This is a genomic window from Xanthomonas hortorum pv. cynarae, from assembly GCF_002939985.1.
In the GTDB taxonomy this organism is placed as follows: domain Bacteria; phylum Pseudomonadota; class Gammaproteobacteria; order Xanthomonadales; family Xanthomonadaceae; genus Xanthomonas; species Xanthomonas hortorum_D.
In genome coordinates, this window is the sequence record NZ_MDFM01000018.1 from 37210 (window position 1) to 56309 (window position 19100).

General features: G+C 64.5%; 14 protein-coding genes. 5 read left to right on the forward strand and 9 right to left on the reverse strand.

The annotated features are described in order from the left end of the window. Window positions 1-414: 414 nt before the first annotated feature. The 4 genes from XcyCFBP4188_RS13475 to XcyCFBP4188_RS13490 all read right to left on the reverse strand — a co-directional run bounded on the left by XcyCFBP4188_RS13475 (window position 415) and on the right by XcyCFBP4188_RS13490 (window position 6136). Complete coding sequence (locus XcyCFBP4188_RS13475) at window positions 415-2214, reverse strand: DUF885 domain-containing protein (protein ID WP_104592295.1); 1800 nt, start codon at window positions 2212-2214, stop codon at window positions 415-417. Between the two features lie 69 nt (window positions 2215-2283). Next, on the reverse strand, window positions 2284-2748 hold the full coding sequence (locus XcyCFBP4188_RS13480; RefSeq protein WP_046932202.1) for a cytochrome c oxidase assembly factor Coa1 family protein: 465 nt from the start codon (window positions 2746-2748) through the stop codon (window positions 2284-2286). 242 nt (window positions 2749-2990) lie between these two features. Beyond that, window positions 2991-5219 (reverse strand): S9 family peptidase, encoded by a 2229-nt coding sequence (locus XcyCFBP4188_RS13485; protein ID WP_167393548.1) that lies wholly within the window; start codon window positions 5217-5219, stop codon window positions 2991-2993. A 227-nt stretch (window positions 5220-5446) separates the two neighbouring features. Then, window positions 5447-6136: a glutathione binding-like protein gene (locus XcyCFBP4188_RS13490; protein WP_104592297.1), complete on the reverse strand. Its 690-nt coding sequence runs from the start codon at window positions 6134-6136 to the stop codon at window positions 5447-5449. 254 nt (window positions 6137-6390) lie between these two features. Between XcyCFBP4188_RS13490 and XcyCFBP4188_RS13495 the strand changes: the two genes are divergently transcribed. The 5 genes from XcyCFBP4188_RS13495 to XcyCFBP4188_RS13515 all read left to right on the forward strand — a co-directional run bounded on the left by XcyCFBP4188_RS13495 (window position 6391) and on the right by XcyCFBP4188_RS13515 (window position 14015). Further along, a complete protein-coding gene (locus tag XcyCFBP4188_RS13495; RefSeq protein WP_104592298.1) occupies window positions 6391-9405 on the forward strand; it encodes a TonB-dependent receptor in 3015 nt (1004 codons plus the stop codon). A gap of 178 nt (window positions 9406-9583) precedes the next feature. Further along, window positions 9584-10285 (forward strand): SapC family protein, encoded by a 702-nt coding sequence (locus XcyCFBP4188_RS13500; protein WP_162498337.1) that lies wholly within the window; start codon window positions 9584-9586, stop codon window positions 10283-10285. Then, entirely contained in the window at window positions 10275-11288 is a 1014-nt protein-coding gene (locus tag XcyCFBP4188_RS13505; RefSeq protein WP_006453125.1) for a cupin-like domain-containing protein, read from the forward strand. The genes XcyCFBP4188_RS13500 and XcyCFBP4188_RS13505 overlap by 11 nt, the downstream gene beginning before the upstream one ends. A gap of 10 nt (window positions 11289-11298) precedes the next feature. Continuing rightward, complete coding sequence (locus XcyCFBP4188_RS13510) at window positions 11299-12864, forward strand: tryptophan halogenase family protein (RefSeq protein WP_006453124.1); 1566 nt, start codon at window positions 11299-11301, stop codon at window positions 12862-12864. 140 nt (window positions 12865-13004) lie between these two features. Next, window positions 13005-14015: an energy transducer TonB gene (locus XcyCFBP4188_RS13515; protein ID WP_104592299.1), complete on the forward strand. Its 1011-nt coding sequence runs from the start codon at window positions 13005-13007 to the stop codon at window positions 14013-14015. A 426-nt stretch (window positions 14016-14441) separates the two neighbouring features. On the opposite strand, the gene XcyCFBP4188_RS13520 is transcribed toward XcyCFBP4188_RS13515, so the two are convergent. The 5 genes from XcyCFBP4188_RS13520 to XcyCFBP4188_RS13540 are packed head-to-tail and all read right to left on the reverse strand — an operon-like array spanning window position 14442 to window position 18847. Then, window positions 14442-15635 (reverse strand): ABC transporter permease, encoded by a 1194-nt coding sequence (locus XcyCFBP4188_RS13520; protein WP_104592300.1) that lies wholly within the window; start codon window positions 15633-15635, stop codon window positions 14442-14444. Then, window positions 15632-16378, reverse strand: coding sequence for an ABC transporter ATP-binding protein (locus tag XcyCFBP4188_RS13525; protein ID WP_006449486.1), 747 nt, complete (start codon window positions 16376-16378; stop codon window positions 15632-15634). The genes XcyCFBP4188_RS13520 and XcyCFBP4188_RS13525 overlap by 4 nt, the downstream gene beginning before the upstream one ends. A gap of 31 nt (window positions 16379-16409) precedes the next feature. After that, the gene (locus XcyCFBP4188_RS13530; protein WP_043907788.1) at window positions 16410-18002 is read right to left on the reverse strand and encodes an alpha/beta hydrolase; all 1593 of its coding nucleotides are present in this window, start codon (window positions 18000-18002) and stop codon (window positions 16410-16412) included. Between the two features lie 60 nt (window positions 18003-18062). Continuing rightward, window positions 18063-18263, reverse strand: coding sequence for a helix-turn-helix transcriptional regulator (locus XcyCFBP4188_RS13535; RefSeq protein ID WP_006449488.1), 201 nt, complete (start codon window positions 18261-18263; stop codon window positions 18063-18065). Then, window positions 18260-18847, reverse strand: a complete 588-nt coding sequence (locus XcyCFBP4188_RS13540) for a hypothetical protein (RefSeq protein WP_006452475.1) — start codon at window positions 18845-18847, stop codon at window positions 18260-18262. The genes XcyCFBP4188_RS13535 and XcyCFBP4188_RS13540 overlap by 4 nt, the downstream gene beginning before the upstream one ends. Window positions 18848-19100 lie beyond the last annotated feature (253 nt).

The following is a 19100-nucleotide window of genomic DNA, read 5'->3' on the forward strand; positions in this document are numbered from 1 at the left end:
AGTCCATCACCCTGTTGTGCAGGTCCAGTGTGCCTTCAGGCTTGGACTCCAACTGCCATTGCAGCTCTTAAGCAATATCAAAGCATTTGCCCTCAAGCAAAAAAACAGGGCAAGTGGACGGGGCAGCAGCGACCCGAGAATGTTCCATTTTCTCACTGAGTACATATGCTCACTTGGTGGTTCTGCAAATACAGCAGGGTGTAAAGCTTCGACGATGCGGACGACTTATCAAACGTGACTTTTCCTAAAGGGAGTTATGTTTGTTGTATCGAACCATCGCAATACTGCTTTAATGCTGCTGCAAGCATGAACGTTACAAATCACCACATCGGCGCGGCCTTCAGGGCCGCGCCTTCGTTTATTCAGCATCCGAACCACTCACAACAACCAGCTCAGCAAGAAACCCCGCTGCGATTACTTGCGCTGCGCCGGAACGAACTGGGTTTCCACCGCCTTGGCCAGTTGGTCTGGTGGCAGCAGGCCCTGGTCGAGCAGGAAGTTGTTGAAGGCCAGGCGGTCGAACTTCTTGCCTAGCGCTAGTTCGGTGCGCATGCGTAGCTCGAGGATGCGGGTGTAGCCGTAGAAGTAGCTGCCGGCCTGGCCGGGCGCGCGGACGGTGTAGCGGTCCAGTTCCTGGCGGGTCATGGCGGGGGAGAGGCCGACGTCGTCTTCGAGTACCTGGCGGGCGCGTTCGCGGTCGATCAGGCCGAGGTTGAGCATGGGGTCGAGCATGGCGCGGGCGGCGCGCAGCAGGCGGAACTGCAGGGCGATCAGCTGGCCGTCGAGTGGTTCGTACGGGACCATTTCGGCTTCGGCATACAGCGCCCAGCCTTCGACGTTGACCGAGTTGAACGCGAACATGCTGCGCGCTAGCGAGACGCCGCGTTCGACCATGGCGGTGAACTGCAGTTCGTGGCCGGGGCGGCCTTCATGTGCGCTGAGCGTCCAGGCGGCCGAGCCGAAGTTGAAGTCGTCGTACTGCTCCTTCTTGGCGCCGTCGGCGGTCGGGTTGCCCAGCGGCAGTACGAACTGGCCTTGCTGGCCGGTGTTGCCGATCAGCGGTGCGGGCAGGAAGTGCGGTGCCGGTTGTGCGGCGCTTTCGGCGGCGCTGCCCAGGCGCATCTGCATCGGGCGCTTGGGCACATCGACGATGCGCTGCTGACGGATGATCGGGTCGATCTGGTCGATCACGCCGCGGTAGTGGGTTTCCAGCTGGTCATCGGCGATGGTGTTGCCCTTGAGCGCGCGGATCACCTGCACGTAATCGCTGCCCTGCACGCCCTTGGCCTTGGCCACCAGCGGTGCGAGCTGTTGCATGACCGAGCGGGTTTCCATGAATTCCAGCTGCGCGCGCTGGATCAACTGCTGCGGGGCGATATCGATGCCGACCTGCTTGAGCTGGAAGGCATACAGCGGCTCGGGCAGGCGGGTGTCCTTGCGCGCCTTGGGCAGCACGCTAGTGCGGGTCCAGTTGGCGTAATCCTTCAACTGGGTGGACATTGCCTTGAGCGCCTCGTCGGCCCCGGCGATCTTGTACTTGGCGAACAGTTCACCGATGCCGGCGACGTAGGTATCCACGTTCGCCAGTGCCTGCTCCACTTCGCGTTCGGTTGGCTGCAACAAGGCCTTATTGCCAAGCTGTTCTTCGTAACGCTGGCGGGCCAGCGTGGTGGTGGGCGTGCTGCCCGGCACCAGGCCGACGTAACGCTTGAGGCGGTCCAGCGCCTTTGCGCGGCGCTCGGGCACGGTCTGGTCGGACAACAACCCGTTGAGGCCACTGAAGACCAGCTCCGGGGCGTCGTTCCAGGGCAGCAGATAGCGCTCGTTGAGCTCGCTGCCTTCGATGTTCTGTTCGGCTGCGCCGATCATGATCTGCAGATCCTGGCGCACGTTGGCATCGCGCTCGGTCGCCAGCTTGGCCTGCAACGCGGCACGCGCCTTGCGCATCGCATCGCGATAGCGCGCGGCATTGTCTGGGCCCAGGTCGATGACCTGGTCGTCGTAGCCGGGCACGCCGAAGAAACTGGCGTATTCGGGCTGAAACGGGGCCTGCGCAGTGAGCAGGATCTGCGCGTAGCCGTTGCTGGTCTGTACCCAGGCCGGCGTCGGGCGTTGGGCCGGCGCGGCCTTGGTCGTCTGGCTCTGGGCCGGGGCTTGGGACACCGGCAACGCGGTGCCCAGAACGAGCGCGACAGCAACGACAAGTGGTTTCATGAAAGGCATCTGCAAAGAGAAGTAGCGCGACCCTACCCATCTGCGGCGGTGGCGGCAATGCGTCTTAGGTCATGGCTGGCAAGGCGGCGGCGCGGTGGGCAACAGACTGATCGGATCGGCCTGTGCGCTGGCGAACGTCAACGTCTGGTAGGTCCAGCGGCCGTGCCTGCGTGTGGCGTCCACTTGCACACTGCCCTGCCCGCGCGGCCCGTGCAGGCCAACACTGAAATGCGCTTCTCCTAGTGGACCGACGTAACTGACGCTGCCGTCGGGCAGAAAAGCCTCGTCGATCGGCGTGCCCAGCGCTTGCATCACCCGTGTATCGGAGCGCGCGATGTGCAGCGCACCGCTGTACACATCGCTGGACTTCACCGCCCCGGTGATGACGTAGACCAGCGCGCCGACCACCAGCGCCAACACCACAAACAGCGCCAGCCCGATGCCGGGCACGATCCATTTCCAGTTGCGGCTCCAGAACTCGGGTGCTCGCACCCCGCGTTGCGGTGACCCTGGAATCGGTGGCGGGAGTGACATGGCAGATCCTTTGCAGTGCGGTGTGCAACGGTTGACGAGAGCAGCTGTCCGCAACCACGCGTGCCTGTCAGTTGCACAAGAATGCCGACCCAGCGCCGCTGGCGGAAGAACGGCAGACGTTGCGCCGACGCGGTGGCGCTTGCGTGTGATGGCCACAGGTGTAGCGCACCGCATCGATCACGATGAACACCAAGGCCTCAGTGAGCTGGCTGCGGTAACCGCGCAGCCAGCCGATGTCTGGATTACGGCATCAAGCAGCGCTGGATGAAGGCCTCTGCGGTCTTGTAACGATGCAAGGCAGTGCTGCCGGACAAGCCGTGTTTGGCACCTGGATAGGTCATCAATTCGAATTCGGTGCCGCGCTGCTGCAGGTCGCTCATCAGCGCAGTGGAATTGGTGAACAGCACGTTGTCGTCGGCCATGCCGTGGATCAGCAGCAGCTTGGCGCGCAGGCCGTCCAGATGGGTGGCGATGCGTGCGTCGCGGTAGCCGTCGACGTTGCCGGCCGGCAGGTCCATGTAACGCTCGGTGTAGTGGGTGTCGTATAGCCCCCAATCGGTGACCGGTGCGCCGGCCACGCCGCAGGCATACGCATCGCTGTGTTTGGCGAGCAGCATCAAGGTCATGTAGCCGCCGTTGGACCAGCCCTGCACGCCGATACGGGTGGGATCGACCCAGCGCTGCGCCTTGAGCCAGGCCACGCCTTGCAGCTGGTCGTCCACCTCGACAGTGCCCTGCCTGCCGTACAGCGCGCCACCGAAGTCGCGGCCGCGTCGCGGGGTGCCGCGGTTGTCCAGCGAGAACACCACGTAACCACGTTGCGCAAGATATTGATCGAACAGCGCATCGCCACGGCTTGGCCAGGCATCAAGCACGGTCTGCGCGGCGGGGCCGCCATACACGTACACCATCACCGGATAGCGCTTGGACGGGTCGAAGTTGTCCGGTTTGATCAGGCGATACTGCAGCGGCGTGGTGCCGTCGGCAGCGGTGAGCGTGCCGAATTCCACCGGGCGCTGCGCGTCACGGTATCTGGCATACGGGTGCTGCGGATCGGCCAGATCGTTCTTCAACAGTGTGGCGATTTTTTCGCCATTGGCGCGAAACAGCTCGATCTGCGGCGGCGTGGCGGTGTTGGACCAGCTGTCGACATACACGCTGGCATTGCCGGCGAAACTGGCGGCGTGCGTGCCGTTGGTTTTTGAACGTTTTTCGATCGCACCGCCGGCCAGCGGCACGGCGTAAATATGGGCCTGGGTCGGCGATTCCTTGCTGGCGGAAAAATACACCGTGCCGGCTTGCTCATCGACGGCAAGCAGTGCATCGACCACCCAGGCGCCGGAGGTCAGCGGCGTGAGCGTGCGGCCGTCTTCGGATGCCACATACAGATGCTCGTAGCCGCTGCGCTCGGAGTTCCAGACAAAGCGGCCGTCCTTGAGAAAGCGCAGGTCGTTGTTGAGCGGCACCCAGGTCGGCGAGGTCTCGGTGATGAGCACGCGTTGCTTGCCGCTGGCCAGCGTGGTTTCGATCAGCTCGAGGGTTTTCTGATCGCGCGACTGGCGTTGGAAGGTCAGCCGTTGCGCATCGCGCCAGTCCACGCGGGCAAGATAGATATCGGGGTTGTTGCCCAGATCGACCCAGCGTGGCGTCGCACTGGCACGCGGTGCGATCACGCCCAGTTGCACAACCACATTCGGCTGACCGGCCTGCGGATAGCGCTGTTCGATCACCTCGGTGTGGTCGGCATAGACTTCCGGGCGTTTCTGCACCGGCACGCCGGATTCGTCGATACGCGCGAAGGCAATCGCCGAATCGTCCGGCGCCCACCAATAGCCGGTGTGGCGATCCATTTCTTCGTCGGCGACGAACTCGGCCACGCCATTGCCGATGGTCTCGCTGCCATCGCGAGTGAGCTGCAGCTGTTTGCCGCTGGCCAGATCGATCACCCACAGATTGCGTTCACGCACGAAGCTGACAAAGCCGCCTTTGGGCGAGAGCTTGGCGTCGGTGGCGAAGCCTCCGCCGTGGGTGAGTTTGCGCACCGCCGCCGCGCCGGTCTTGCGCAGGTCGTACAGATACAACTCGCCGCCGAGTGGGAACAGCAACGCGTGCGCATCCGGCGCCCATTGATAATCGACAATGCCGGCGAAGGCGGCGATGCGTTGGCGTTCGCGGCGGGCCTTTTCGACATCGCTCAAGACTTCGGTGCCGGGCAACACGACCTTGGAATCGACCAGCAGGCGGGTCTGGCCGCTGGCGATGTCGTACTCCCACAGATCCAGTTGATTGCGGTCGCTGTCCTTGCCGCGCAGAAAGGTCACGCGCGAACCATCGGGGGCGACCTTGGGTTTCATCAGCGTCGGGCCGGACAGCGGCAACGGGCCGGTGATGGCGTCGAGGGTGAGTTTTTCGGCGTGGGCGGTGGTGATCGTGCTGAGCATGAGGGCAAGGGCGGCGAACAGGGAACGCATCGAAGATCCTGTCTGAAGACTGCGCACAGGATGCGGGCGCGTGGGGTGCTTGAGAAGCGCGGCGGCTGATGGCGCGCGTGGACGTCCTGTCATTTTGTGCACGCGACGCTAAGGCGCGCGGACCGTACCCTCACCCCAACCCCTCTCCCGGGGGGAGAGGGGCTTTGTGCAGATGCGTGTGTTGATTGGCTACGCGTTCTGCAACGCTACTGCGCGTATCGCGGCCTTCAGCGCTTGCCGAACAGGTGCTTGCGCTCTTCCTCGCCCAGCGGCTTGCCGGCGTTTGGGTTGACCTGGTCCTTGAGCGCATAGGCGCGCTGCGTGGCCGGACGCGCGGCGATGGCGTCGTGCCAGAGCTTGAGATGCGGGAAGGCAGCGTAGTCCGGCTTGAGGTCGCCATAGACCTCGATCCAGGGGTAGCTGGCCATGTCGGCGATGCCGTACTCGGGGCCGGCCAGGAACGCGTACTCGGCCAGGCGCTTGTCGAGCACGCCGTGCAATCTGCGCACTTCGGCGTTGTAGCGCTCGATCGCGTAGGGAATCTTTTCCGGCGCATAGACGTTGAAGTGGCCCATCTGGCCGCTCATCGGCCCCAGCCCGCCCATCTGCCAGAACAGCCATTCCAGTGCGGCGATGCGGCCACGCGCATCGCGCGGCAGGAAGCGGCTGGTCTTCTCGGCCAGGTACAACAGGATCGCGCCGGATTCGAACACGCTCTGCGCGGGTCCGCCATCGGCCGGTGCGTGGTCGACGATCGCCGGCATCTTGTTGTTGGGCGATATCTGCAGGAAGGCCGGCTCGAACTGTTCGCCCTTGCCGATGTTGACCGGCTTGAGCGTGTAGTCCAGCCCGGCTTCTTCCAGGAACAAGGTGACCTTGTGGCCGTTGGGGGTGGGCCAGTAATACAGGTCGATCATCGGGTGCTCCAGTTCGCAAAGGGTTTGCACGCAGCTGCGTGCCGTGGCGTTCGATGGTACGACCAAGCCCGCTACCAGCGCGTGCGCTCGCGGTGGCGCCGAGTGGAACGATGTGTGACGCGATTGGGTCGCGACCGATGCTGCAGTGCAAATTGACTTCGTTAAGCCTGCGCTAACAAATGCGTGATTGTTTCATCGACCTTTGCCGGGCCTAACTTGGGGCCGGCTTTTTTTCGCTTGGGGAAGAAATCATCGTGAGAGAGCTCCGCACCCTGCCGCGCACGCGGCGCTTGACGTCTGCCTTGTTGTTCGCATTGTCGACGCCGCTGGCAGCGCAAACCGCGCCGGCGCCGCAGTCGGCCTCGACCGTCCCCGGCTCCAGCCAGGCCGACCCCGCCACGCTCGATACCGTGCAGGTCAGCGGTATTCGCGGCAGCCTCACTTCGTCGATGAACGTCAAGCGCGATGCGCAAGGCATCGTCGACGGCATCGTGGCCGAGGACATCGGCAAGTTCCCCGATACCAACCTGGCCGAGTCGCTGCAGCGCATCAGCGGCGTGTCGATCAACCGCTCGCTGGGCGAAGGCTCGCGCGTGACCGTGCGTGGCGTCGGCCCGGACTTCAACCTGGTGCTGTTGAACGGCCGGCAGATGCCCGGCGCCAGCATCGAAGAATCCAACGCCTCCAACTCGCGTGCGTTCGACTTCGCCAACCTGGCGTCCGAGTCGATCTCCGGCATCGAGGTGTTCAAGACCAGCCGCGCCAGCACGCCCACCGGCGGCATCGGTGCCACCATCAACATCAAGACCGCCCGGCCGCTGGACAACCCGGGCATGCATGCCAATGTGGGTTTGAAGGGCGTGCACGATGCGTCCAACGAGAACCTGCCGGGCCGCCTGCAGGGCGATGCGCTGACGCCGGAAATCTCCGGCATCTTCAGCAATACCTCGGCCGATGGACGCTTCGGCGTATCGCTCAGCGGCAGCTATCAGGAACGCGACTTCGGCTACAGCCAGGTCGGCGTGCCCAACGGCTGGCGCTCGTTTCGCGGCGATTCCACCGCCTACGGCACCATCCCGCAGCCGGGTGCGCCGGGCTCGGAGAACATCGTCAACCGCCCCGGCCCGAACGACATCTACTCGGTGCCGCAGAACCTCAACTACCGCGTGGTCGGCGTTGAGCGCCAGCGCACCAACGGGCAGTTGGTACTGCAGTACAAGCCGCTGGACAACATCACCACCACGCTGGATTACACGTACTCGGAAAACAAGATCCAGCAGCAGCGCAACGAGATGTCGGTGTGGTTCAACTACGGCCCCTCGGCCAGTGCCTGGACCAACGGTCCGGTGGCCGGCCCGATCACCTACTCGGAATTCGTTAACCCGGCCACCAGCGATCTGGCCACCGCCGGCTCCAACGCGGCCACGCGCAACCAGAACAAGTCGCTGGGCTTCAACGTGGATTGGGCGGTGACCGATCAGTTCAAGCTCAACTTCGACATCCACCGCTCCACCGCCGAAGCCGGCGCGGACAGCCCGTACGGCTCGAGCAATTCGCTGGGCGTCTCGGGCTTTTACCGCGGCACCTCGGTGGTGGATTTCAGCAAGGATTTCCCGGTGTTGCAGCAGCAGTTGGGCTTCGGCCTGAACGGGCTGGACCCCTCGCGCACGCTGGTCACCGGCTCGGCGTTCCGCAACAGCTACATGAAGTCGGAGATCGACCAGGCCCAGGTCAACGGCGACTTCACCTTCGAAAATTATTCGCAGTTGAAGTTCGGTATCGGCAGCACCGAGGTCAAGAACCGCTCGGCGTTTTCCAACGTGCAGCGCGATACCTGGGGCGGCAACGGCACCGCGGCCGATTATCCGGACGATCTGTGGATTCCGAGCTCGTTCGCGCAGTATTTCGATGCGATCGACGGCAGCGGCAATCCGGCGCAGTTCAATCAGTTGTTCCTGTTCGACTTCGAGCGCGCCCGCCAGGCGGCCGCGCAAGCTGCGGGCGATGAAGCGCTGTACCGCATCTCGCCAGTGTTCACCACCGACCGCCGCGTGACCGAAAAATCCAAGAACGCCTACCTGCAGTGGAACAACAGCTGGGACGAGTTGCGCGTGCCGATCAGCCTGGCCGCCGGTGTGCGCTACGAAGAAACCAAGGTGGACGCGCAGGCACTGGTGCCGGTGGCGGTGGGCATCGACTGGGTCGCCAACAACGAGTTGCCGATCCGCCTGGCCGATTCGGCGTTCGCCAGCGGCAGCGGCAAGTACGAGTACTGGCTGCCCAGCCTGGACCTGAGCTTCAAGCTCACCGAGGACCTGGTGCTGCGCGGCAGCTACGGCGAAACCATCGGCCGTCCCGGTTGGGGCGACATCCAGGGCGGGCAGACGCTCAACCAGATCGCGCGCCTGGAAGGCGGCACCGGCCAGGAAGGCAACCCCGGCCTGAAGCCGCTGCTCTCGCACAACATCGATTTCTCGCTGGAGTGGTACTACAGCGATGCCAGCTACGCCTCGGTGGGCTTCTTCCGCAAGAACATCGACAACTACATCGGGGTGACCACGCGCAACGACACCGCGCTGGGATTGAATACCCCGGTGGGCGGTGCGTACTGGAACGAAGCGCTGGGCAACGGCTGCGCCTCGGCCGACCTGACCTGTATCCGCAACTACATCTTCCGCAACCGCGGCGGCGCGCCCGGCGTGGTGCGCGGAGCCGACGATGCCAACGGCAACGCCACCGGCGTGATCAGCGGGCAGCCCGGCGACCCGGTGGCCAATTTCGCCATCACCGCGCCGGCCAACCAGCGCTCGGCCTCGCTGGACGGTTGGGAATTCAACCTACAGCACATGTTCGGCGACAGCGGCTTTGGCGTGTCGGCCAACTACACCATGGTCGACTCCGGCCTGACCTACAACAATGCAGTGATCGGTGAGCAGTTCGCGCTGGAAGGCTTAAGCGATTCGGCCAACGTGGTCGGCTTTTACGACCGCGACAAGTGGCAGGTGCGTGCGGCCTATAACTGGCGCGACGAATTCCTGGCCGCACGCTTCGACGGCAGCGGCCAGCCCAATCCGGTTTATACCGAAGCCTACGGCCAGCTGGATCTGAGCATCGGGTATCAATGGAACGAGAACCTGTCGTTGAGCCTGGAGGCGATCAACCTCACCGACGAGGTGCAGCGCCAGCATGGCCGTCACCCGAACCAGATCGTCTATGCCACCCAGACCGGCCCGCGCTACATGTTGGGCGTGCGCTACAAGTTCTGGTGAGGCAGCGCGTTGGTCATGCAGTGATGCGCTTTTAAGCGCTCTCGGCAGCGAGTCTACCGGAGCGTCTCGCACGACGCTCTCTTTGCGTTTCCCGGATGTGTTGCATCCGGGACTTGCCACACCGAAGCAACTGTCCAAGCATGGGCCACGCGCCCCGCGTGATGTGTCACTTTCCCCCATGACCAATGCCGTGTTGTTGAACAATCTCGATCACCGCGATCTGCGCGTGATCACCACGCACGGCGCCGCCTTCGGCGATGACGTGATGTCGGCTGCGACGTTTCCGCAGGAATTTCGCCAGCTGCAGGCGCAGTACCCGATCGTGTTCCATCGCAGTGGCGAGCGCAGTTTTCAGCCGCTGGCGTTGCTGGGCCTGCGCCTGGGCGAAAACCTGTTTCTGGACGGTGCACGCTGGGATGCGCCGTACGTGCCGCTGGCGATTCAGCGCCAACCATTCCTGATCGGCGAGCAAGCGGACGGGCCGATGGTGCACGTGGATCTGGACAGCCCGCGCATCAGCCGCACCGACGGCGAGCTACTGTTTCGCGAACACGGCGGCACCAGCGAGTTTCTCGACCGCATCAGCCAGGTGTTGCGCACCTTGCATGATGGCCTGGCGGCGAGCGAGGCATTCGTCGCACGCTTGCTCAGCTACGATCTGCTGGAACCGTTCGTGTTCGAGGCCACGCTGGAAAACGGTCTGGAATGCCGCCTGGCAGGGCTCTACGCGGTGCACGAAGAACGCCTGCGCGCGCTCGACGATGCGGCATTGCTCGAGTTGCACCGGCACGGCGATCTGGAACCGCTGTACATGGCGGTGGCCTCGATCGCGCAGTTCCGCCATCTGCTCGACCGCATGCAGCGCCGCCATGCTGGCTGAGCCGCGCGCCATCGAAGAATTGCACGGACTGGACCCGCAACAGCTGGACCCGGCCGTGCTGCGCTCCACCAAGCCGCTGGTGCTGCGCGGGCTGGTCCGCGACTGGCCACTGGCGCAGGCCGGCGCCACCTCTGCGCAGGCTGCGGCTGCGTATCTGCGCGGTTTCGATCGCGGCGAAGCGGTGGTGGCGCAGGTCGGCCCGCCGGAGATCGGTGGGCGCTTCTTCTACAACGCGGACATGAGCGGCTTCAACTTCCGCCCCGAGCGCGTGCCGCTGAGCGTCGTGCTGGAGACCTTGCTGCGCGATCTGCATAAGCCGCAGCCACCGGCGATCTACGTCGGCTCCACCACGCTGGACACCTACCTGCCCGGCCTGCGCGCGCATAACCCGATCGCCCTGCCGCAGAGCGAACCACTGGCCAGCATCTGGATCGGCAACCGCACCCGCATTGCCGCCCATCAGGACCTGCCCGACAACCTGGCCTGCGTGGTCGCCGGGCGCCGCCGCTTCATCCTGTTTCCGCCCACGCAATTGGCCAATCTCTACATCGGCCCGCTCGACCTCACCCCGGCCGGGCAGCCGGTCAGCCTGGTCGATATCGCCGCGCCGGATCTGCAGCGTTTTCCACGCTATGCGCAGGCGCTGGAACACGCATTGGTGGCCGAGTTGGGACCGGGCGATGCGTTGTTCATTCCCAGCATGTGGTGGCATCACATCGAAGCGCTGGAGTCCTTCAACGTGCTGGTGAATTTCTGGTGGCGGCAGAGCCCGGCCTATATGGATTCGCCGATGAACGCGCTGATGCTGGCGCTGCTCACCATCCGCGACCTGCCAGCCGAGCAACGCGCGATCTGGCAGGACGTATTCGAGCATTACGTGTTCGATGCCAACGCGCACACCGCCGCGCATGTACCGGAGGCGGCGCGCGGCGTGCTGGCACCAATGGACGAGACCCGTGCCCGCAGCCTGCGCGCACGCTTGCTGCAACGCCTGAATCGCTGAGGATTTCATCATGTCCGACACCCACGCTTCCGACCCACGACAGCGCCCGGTGCGGCGCGTCGTCATCGCCGGTGGCGGCACTGCCGGCTGGATGGCCGCTGCGGCCTTGTCGAAAGTGCTGGGCAAGCAATTGCAGATCACCGTGGTGGAATCGGACGAGATCGGCACGGTGGGCGTGGGCGAAGCCACCATCCCCAGCCTGGTCACCTTCCACCGCCTGCTGGAGATCGACGAGGCCGCGTTCATGGCCGCCACGCAGGCCACCATCAAGCTCGGCATCGGCTTCGAGCATTGGCGCGATGTCGACCGGCACTACATCCACTCGTTCGGCCATACCGGCACCGATCACTGGAGCGCGGGCTTCCAGCATTTCTGGCTGAAAGGCCGGCAGCGCGGCGTGGCGCGCGACTTCGGCGACTACTGTCTTGAGCTGCGCGCCGCGCAGGAAGGCCGCTTTGCGCATCTGCCCAACGGCGGCATGAATTACGCCTATCACCTGGATGCCGGTCTGTACGCGCGCTTCCTGCGCCGCTTCAGCGAAGGCTTCGGCGTACAACGTATCGAAGGGCGCATCGGTCACGTGGAGACCGACGCGCATAGCGGCTATCTCACTGCGCTGACGCTGGAAAACGGCACGCGGGTGGAAGGCGATCTGTTTCTGGATTGCACCGGCTTTGCCGGCCTGCTGATCGGCAAGACGCTGGGCGTGGGCGCCGACGATTGGTCGCACTGGTTGTTTGCCGACAGCGCGCTGGCGGTGCAGACCGAATCGGTTGGTGCACCGGTCCCCTACACCCGCTCGCGCGCCGATCAGGCCGGCTGGATGTGGCGCATTCCGCTGCAGCACCGGGTGGGCAACGGCATCGTGTATTCCAGCCGCTACATGGACCAGGACAGCGCTGCGCAGGTCTTGCAGCGCAATCTCACTGGCCGCGCGCTGACCGAGCCACGCGCGTTGCGTTTCACCCCGAACCAGCGGCATCGGGTGTGGGAAAAGAACTGCGTGGCGCTGGGCCTGGCCAGCGGGTTTCTGGAGCCGTTGGAATCGACCAACATCCATCTGATCCAGCGCGGCATCATCCGCTTGATGCAGACCTTTCCGCAGGTCATCAACGATAGCGATATCGCCGAATACAACCGCCAAGCGGCCGAAGAAATCACCCATATCCGCGATTTCGTGATCCTGCACTACCACGTAACCGACCGTCGCGACACGCCGTTCTGGCGCGACTGCGCGGCGATGGAGATCCCCGACACGCTGCGGCATCGGGTGGAGCTGTTCCGCCAGAGCGGGCGGGTGTTCCATCAGGCCAACGAACTGTTTGCCGAGAACTCGTGGGTGCAGGTGATGCTGGGCCAGGGCATTACGCCCAAGCAGCACCACCCGGTGGCCGACCTGATGGGCGATGCCGAACTCAATCATTTTCTTGAGAACATCCGCACGCGGGTCGATGCGGCGTTGGTGCGGCTGCCCGCGCATGCGGACTTCCTGCGGCGCTACTGCCCCGCTCCGCCGCTGCCCGAGCCGGCGACGCGGCTGCCTGCCACTCCGGTACTCGCAACCCCGGCGGCATGACATTACGCCCGACCTCGGCGCACCCCTTGGCTTAGACCGCCCCAGCAATGCTAGATTGCCGCTTTGCCGTCCATTGCGGGAACAGTGGCCGGCGCTCGCCGCAGCAACGTTATCTATCGCACTCGGGGTAAGGGGGACGCATGTTGGATCTGACACAGGGCCGTATGGCACGCCGGATCGCGCCAGTCATTTTGCTGGTTGGCCTGGCCGCTTGCTCCAAGCAGGAAGACAAGGCCGCCACCACCGCGCCGGCCACCGGCGCCACGCCTGCGGCACCGGCCGCCGCGCCCACGCCAGCCACTGCGGTATCGCCGCAGGTGCAGTCGATGGCCGCCGACCAGCTGCGCGCATCGGCCACCAAGGCGCTGCAGGACAACCGCATGTACGCCCCGGCCGGCGACAACGCGGTGGAGTACTACTTGGCACTGCGCGAGAAGCAGCCGCAGGACGCCACCGTCAACAGCGCGCTGACCGACCTGATGCCGTACACGCTGATCGCCGCCGAACAGGGCATCAGCCGCGAAGAATTCCCCGAAGCGCAGCGCCTGATCGCGCTGATCGAAAAGGTCGACCCCAAGGCACCGGCACTGCCGCGCCTGAAGACCGGCCTGGACGCGGGCATGAAGACCGCCGCCAACCGCTCCGAGCAGGCCAAGAAGCTGGTCGAAGACAAGGCCAAGCAGGCCGCCGAACAGAAGCGCCTGGCCGAGCAGCAGACCCGCGAGGCGGCCGCTGCGCAGCAGATCGCCGCGCAACAGGAAGCCGCACGTCAGCAGACCGCCGAAGCCGAGCGCCAGGCCGCGGCGCGCCGTCAGGCCGAGAGCCCGGCACCGACCCCGGCCGCCCCGCGCCCGGCACCGGCTGCTGCGCCCGCCGCTGCCGCCGCTCCAAGCGCGCAGTCGTTGCGCCCGATCAGCACGCCGGCACCGCGCTATCCACCTGAAGCGCTGCGCGCCGGCACCTCCGGCGAAGTGCTGGTGGAACTCACCGTCGGCACCGACGGCTCGATCACCGCCTCGCGCGTGCTGCGCGCCCATCCGCCGCGCGTGTTCGACCGCGAAGCCCTCAACGCGGTCAAGCGCTGGCGCTTTGAGCCGGTTGCCGCACCGGTGACGACGCGGCGTACGTTGTCGTTCAATCCGGGTGGCTGAGTGGTCGAGTGGTTTGCGGGTGGCTGAGTGAGTGAGTCCGCTGCTTGTTGGTCGCTAGTGATCGACCGATGGTTGATGGTCGTTGATCATTGGTCGATGGCTGCTGATGATTGATGCACTGCACTCTCGGCAAATGCCGGACGCCAAACAAAAAGCCCGCAGCGATGCGGGCTTTTTGTTTGGCTGGTCATCCGTACCCTCATCCGCCCTTCGGGCACCTTCTCCCGAAGGGAGAAGGATTAAAGCCCCTCTCCCGTCGGGAGAGGGGTTGGGGTGAGGGTACGGCGGCGAAGTGGACATCACGAACTCGATAGACAACAGCCACATTGCACACAAATATCAACAATCGTAGCTGCGCATTCGCACCAGCAATCCGTAGCCTCATCCGGCGCTGCGCGCCACCTTCTCCCGGTGGAAGAAGGAACATCAGCCGGAAATCGCCAATCGCTCCTGGTGGTACCGCCGCACCGCCGCGTACCACAACACCGCCGCTACGCCGAAGCCAGCCAACAGATACACCGCCCAGGTCTGCGCGTTGATCTGCTCATGGCGTATCACCTTCAACAGCATCTGGTTCTGCGCCAGGAACGGCACCGCGAAGTGCCATAACTGCGTCTTCAGCGGATACGCCATCAACGCATAGCCCGGCAACATCGGCAGCAGCAGTAGCCAGGTCATGTGCGCCTGCGCTTCCTTCATGCTATTGGCGGCAGCGGCCAGGTAGGTCAGCAGCGAGGTGCCCACGAACAGCATTGGCACCAGGATGAAGAGCATCTGCAACATCGGCAAAAAACCGACATTGAGCTGGCGCCCCAGGTTCGAGGTGGACAACTGCGCACTCAGCTTGAACGCCAGCAGCGTGAGCAACAACGACACCATGCCGATCACGCAGGCGGCGGCGATCTTGCCGCTCACAATCGCGCTGCGTGGCGCCGGCGTGGCCAACAATGGCTCAAGCGACTGGCGTTCGCGCTCGCCGGCGGTGGCATCCAGAATCAGCGAGGCGCCGCCCAGGAACGAGGTGATCACCAGCAGCACCGGCAGCAGCATCGCCATCATCTGCCCACGCTTGGCGTCGGCGGTGGCCAGGTCCTGCGCGGCGATTTCCAGCGGCCTGCCCACCTGCGCATCGATGCCGCGTGCCAGCAAGCGCAATGCACCGACCTGCTGGCTATAGGCGCTGAGCGCGGCCTGCAGCCGCATGGCCGGCACGTCGGCCTCGCGCCGCGTGCTGTCCTTGATGACCTCCACCAAGGCCGGGCGGCCGGCACGCCAGTCCTCGGCGTAGCTGTCGCTGATGCGCAGCGCCACATCCACCTCCTGGGTGCGGATTGCGGCGGTCAGATCGGCAGGCGCGGTGACCGCGTTGAGTCCTTGCGCGGCCAGAAAACGCACCAGATTGGGCGCGTTCTCGCGACCGAGCGTGGGGATCTCCAGCGGCTTGTCGATTTGCGTGCGCACGCGGCTTTCGCTCAGTGCACCCATGCCCAGAATCAGGATCGGGTACAGCAATGGCGACAGCAGCAAGGCCAATGCCAGCGTGCGGCGATCGCGGCCGATATCGCGCAGCTCCTTGCGCAGTACCGTCCACAGGGTGGACAACAACGATGTGGTGCTCATGCGTGCAGTCCCTCGTCCGAGCCGATCGCCTTGACGAAGGCGTCTTCCAGATTGTCTTCACCGGTGGCGGCGCGCAGTTCGTCGGCGCTGCCGCAGGCCACCACGGTGCCCTTGGCGACGATGACGATGCGATCGCACAGCGCCGCCACCTCCTGCATGATATGGCTGGAAAAAATCACGCAGCGCCCCTCTGCACGCAACTGCTGCAGAAAGCCGCGCATCGCGCGCGTGGTCATGACGTCCAGGCCGTTGGTGGGCTCGTCGAGAATCACGTTGCGCGGGTCGTGCACCAGCGCGCGCGCAATCGCGGTCTTGGTGCGCTGGCCCTGGCTGAAGCCTTCGGTCTGACGATCGAGAATGTCGTCCATGTCCAACGCGGCCGACAGCAGGCGCGTGCGCTCGGCAATCAGCGTGCGCGACATGCCATGCAACTCACCGAAGTAAGCGATGTTCTCGCGCGCAGTCAGTCGCTTGTAGACGCCACGCGCATCCGGCAACACGCCGAGCGCGCGGCGCACCGTGACCGGGTCGCGGGCGGCGTCCACACCATCGACGGTCACGCTGCCCTGGTCGGGCGACATCAGTGTGTAGAGCATGCGCAAGGTGGTGGTCTTGCCGGCGCCGTTTGGGCCGAGCAGGCCGGTGATCTGGCCATCGGCGGCGCTAAAACTCACTCCGTCAACCGCCTTCACCAGCCCGGTCTTGGTCTTGAACGATTTGTGCAGGTTGTCGACGACGATCATGCGAGCGCCTCCGTGGCGTGGTCGGTGCGGCTCATGGTTCCCATCCGTTGAACGAGGTAAACGCGGGCACGTTGTTGAGATCGGCAACGCAGCGCGTATCCAGCGCACCGGCATTGGCGGTTTCGATGAACTGCGCCATCAGCTTGGGGATGCACCCCAGTGCCATGACGCTGTGTCCCTGCCCGGGCGCAACCAGATGCCGCCCATTGGGCAGTCCCTTGAGCACGGTGTCGGCGTAGCGTGGCGGCGTGACCGGATCCAGCTGACCGGACAACAGCAAGGCCGGCACCTGCGAACGCAGCGGCGCGGTGAAATCGGCGGCGCGCTTGCCGCTGGGCCACACCGGGCATGCGGCAAAGACGCTGCGCGGGACATCCTCGCCCAGCAGCAATGCCTGGTGCTCGGGTGCGGGACGATAGCGGTCGGCATCTTCTGCGCACACCACCGACCATTGCATGGGCTGGTTGATCTGCATGTCCATGTGCGACAACGCCATCAACGGCGCGTAGCGACCTGCAGCGGCTTCATCCAGCACCAGCGGCAGCAGGGCAGCGCTCTGCGGTGCGTAGGAGAAGGTAAAGGCCAGGCCGATCACCGCGTCGGCGGTCACCCGATCGCGCTTGATGACGTTGGTGCGCAAATCGCGGTACTCCACTTCCGGCGATTCGGTCTTCAAGCGGTCCATGACGGTACGCAGCTGCCTGCGCACATCGGTGGGAAAGCGTGCACGACAGGCCGCGATGGCACGGCATTGTTCGGACTGCAGGATCAAAGCGTCTTCAAACGTGCGTGCGAACTCACCGCTGATCACCAGATCGCTGGGCGCAACGCCATCGAGCACGATGGCGCGCGTTTGTGCGGGATAGCGTTTGGCATAGTGCTGCGCCACGCGCGTGCCGTAAGACACACCGATCAGGTCGATGCGTGGCGCACCCAGGGCGGCTCTGACGGCATCCAGATCGCCGATGGCTTCGGCAGTGGTGTAGTAACGCGGGTCGGTATGGCGTTGCAAGCCTTCCGCACATTGCTGCGCATAGGCCTTCAATTCTTCCGGGCTGGACGCCATGCCGGCCTGCAACGGCTTGCCGTCGGCAGTCTCGCACCGCAGGGGGTGAGATCCCCCGGTGCCGCGTTGATCGACCAGAAAAATGTCGCGGTTTTTGCGTACCTCGCGTAACGCAGCCGCTGCGATGGCGGCAGCCTCGGTCGCCGATTGCCCCGGCCCACCGGCGATGAAGAACACCGGATCCGGCTTGTTGCCTGCGCCTGCATCGCTTTCCAGCCAGGCAATCTTCAGGTCGATCCTGCGTCCTGTCGGTGCGGCCGGGTTTTCCGGCACGCGCAGGCTTGCGCACTGCGCTTCGATATTGCCGGCCGCGCTGCCGGAACTCAGCGTGCACGGGACGAATTGCAGCGTGCCGTAGCGATTGGCTGCGGCCGTGCCGGTCTGCGTGGTTGCTGCACGTGGCTGCGCGCTGCCGGGTGCAGTTGCGCCAGCCTTGGTTGCAGCAGGCGCATCTTTCGCAGGTGTGTTTTCAGCAAGTTTGTCTGCACGCTGACATCCGGCAGCCAGCATCGCGATCAGCAATGCCGCTACCACTGTGTGTTGCTTCACCATGTTCACCATCTCTCCTGGTATCCCCTATTCCCTGACGCCGCAGCCGGTCGGGTGTGACCGCTGCGACTACTGCCCGTCTTCAAACAGAAACACGTGCTCGATCGATTCCCCGAACAAACGCGCGATACGAAACGCCAGCGGCAAACTGGGATCGTACTTGCCGGTCTCCAGCGCATTGATGGTCTGCCGCGACACGCCCAGCCGCTCGCCCAATTCGCCTTGCGACCAACCGCTGGCCTCGCGCAATTCGCGTACCCGGCTGTTCATTGAAAGCGACGTGCGTTGATGCTTTTGGTGATGCCGTAAATTCCGCACAACAGCGGAAACACCCACAACATCGCCACCGTTGCGGGGATGTCGATCAGCTCGGCGGCCTGCAGAAACCCACCGGTCATGTACGCGCCGCTGACCAGGCCGGCGGCAATGGCGATCGACTCCAGTTCGATCCGTCGCTGCATCTCGTCCGAGTCGCGCACGTAGCGCGCCACCGCGCGGATCACCAACGCCACCAACACCGCGGGCAACAACGCGATCAGCACACGCGCCCAGTTCGGATCCACGTGGGCCAGCAGGTATTTCCAGACCAGCATCACCACCACGTACAACATCATCGGCACGCCGAATTCGCGCTGATAACGCCGCGCCAGTGCCGGGCGCGCACTGTCGCCCATGCTGCCGCGCGACAGCCAAAACAGCAGCGCCAGCAACAGGCACGACACGCCCGCACCTGCACACAACCCGGCAAGGTAAGCGCTCAGTGGCAGCAGCCGCCAATGGCCAAGCGCACCCACTGCGATCAAGCCCAACCCCAGGCAGAGCGCGACCAGCGCGTTGCGGTTGTAGCTGGTCATGAGCTGCGCCTCTTCTGCACTGTTGCGCTCGATAACGGGCCAACGTACCCAGTCTCGTCGCAGCCGCGCATCAACCGCTGCGCCGGCCACGCCTGTGTGCAATCCGATTGCCAATGTTGCTGATGCATCCCTTTCACCTGTCAAGTCAACTTGACAGGCACGATGCGCTTGACGTGGCTAGCTGTCAAGCACCCTTTACACGTCCGGCGACACGCGGGCTGCCGTGTTTGCCGATTCAACGACGGCGAGAGGA

What these genes read in the sequence shown, in the direction of transcription:
- XcyCFBP4188_RS13475 (WP_104592295.1), bottom strand. Translation starts at nt 2,214, where the DNA reads ATGAAACCACTTGTCGTTGCTGTCGCGCTCGTTCTGGGCACCGCGTTG.
- XcyCFBP4188_RS13480 (WP_046932202.1), bottom strand. Translation starts at nt 2,748, where the DNA reads ATGTCACTCCCGCCACCGATTCCAGGGTCACCGCAACGCGGGGTGCGA.
- XcyCFBP4188_RS13485 (WP_167393548.1), bottom strand. Translation starts at nt 5,219, where the DNA reads ATGCGTTCCCTGTTCGCCGCCCTTGCCCTCATGCTCAGCACGATCACC.
- XcyCFBP4188_RS13490 (WP_104592297.1), bottom strand. Translation starts at nt 6,136, where the DNA reads ATGATCGACCTGTATTACTGGCCCACCCCCAACGGCCACAAGGTCACC.
- XcyCFBP4188_RS13500 (WP_162498337.1), top strand. Translation starts at nt 9,584, where the DNA reads ATGACCAATGCCGTGTTGTTGAACAATCTCGATCACCGCGATCTGCGC.
- XcyCFBP4188_RS13505 (WP_006453125.1), top strand. Translation starts at nt 10,275, where the DNA reads ATGCTGGCTGAGCCGCGCGCCATCGAAGAATTGCACGGACTGGACCCG.
- XcyCFBP4188_RS13510 (WP_006453124.1), top strand. Translation starts at nt 11,299, where the DNA reads ATGTCCGACACCCACGCTTCCGACCCACGACAGCGCCCGGTGCGGCGC.
- XcyCFBP4188_RS13515 (WP_104592299.1), top strand. Translation starts at nt 13,005, where the DNA reads ATGTTGGATCTGACACAGGGCCGTATGGCACGCCGGATCGCGCCAGTC.
- XcyCFBP4188_RS13520 (WP_104592300.1), bottom strand. Translation starts at nt 15,635, where the DNA reads ATGAGCACCACATCGTTGTTGTCCACCCTGTGGACGGTACTGCGCAAG.
- XcyCFBP4188_RS13525 (WP_006449486.1), bottom strand. Translation starts at nt 16,378, where the DNA reads ATGATCGTCGTCGACAACCTGCACAAATCGTTCAAGACCAAGACCGGG.
- XcyCFBP4188_RS13535 (WP_006449488.1), bottom strand. Translation starts at nt 18,263, where the DNA reads ATGAACAGCCGGGTACGCGAATTGCGCGAGGCCAGCGGTTGGTCGCAA.
- XcyCFBP4188_RS13540 (WP_006452475.1), bottom strand. Translation starts at nt 18,847, where the DNA reads ATGACCAGCTACAACCGCAACGCGCTGGTCGCGCTCTGCCTGGGGTTG.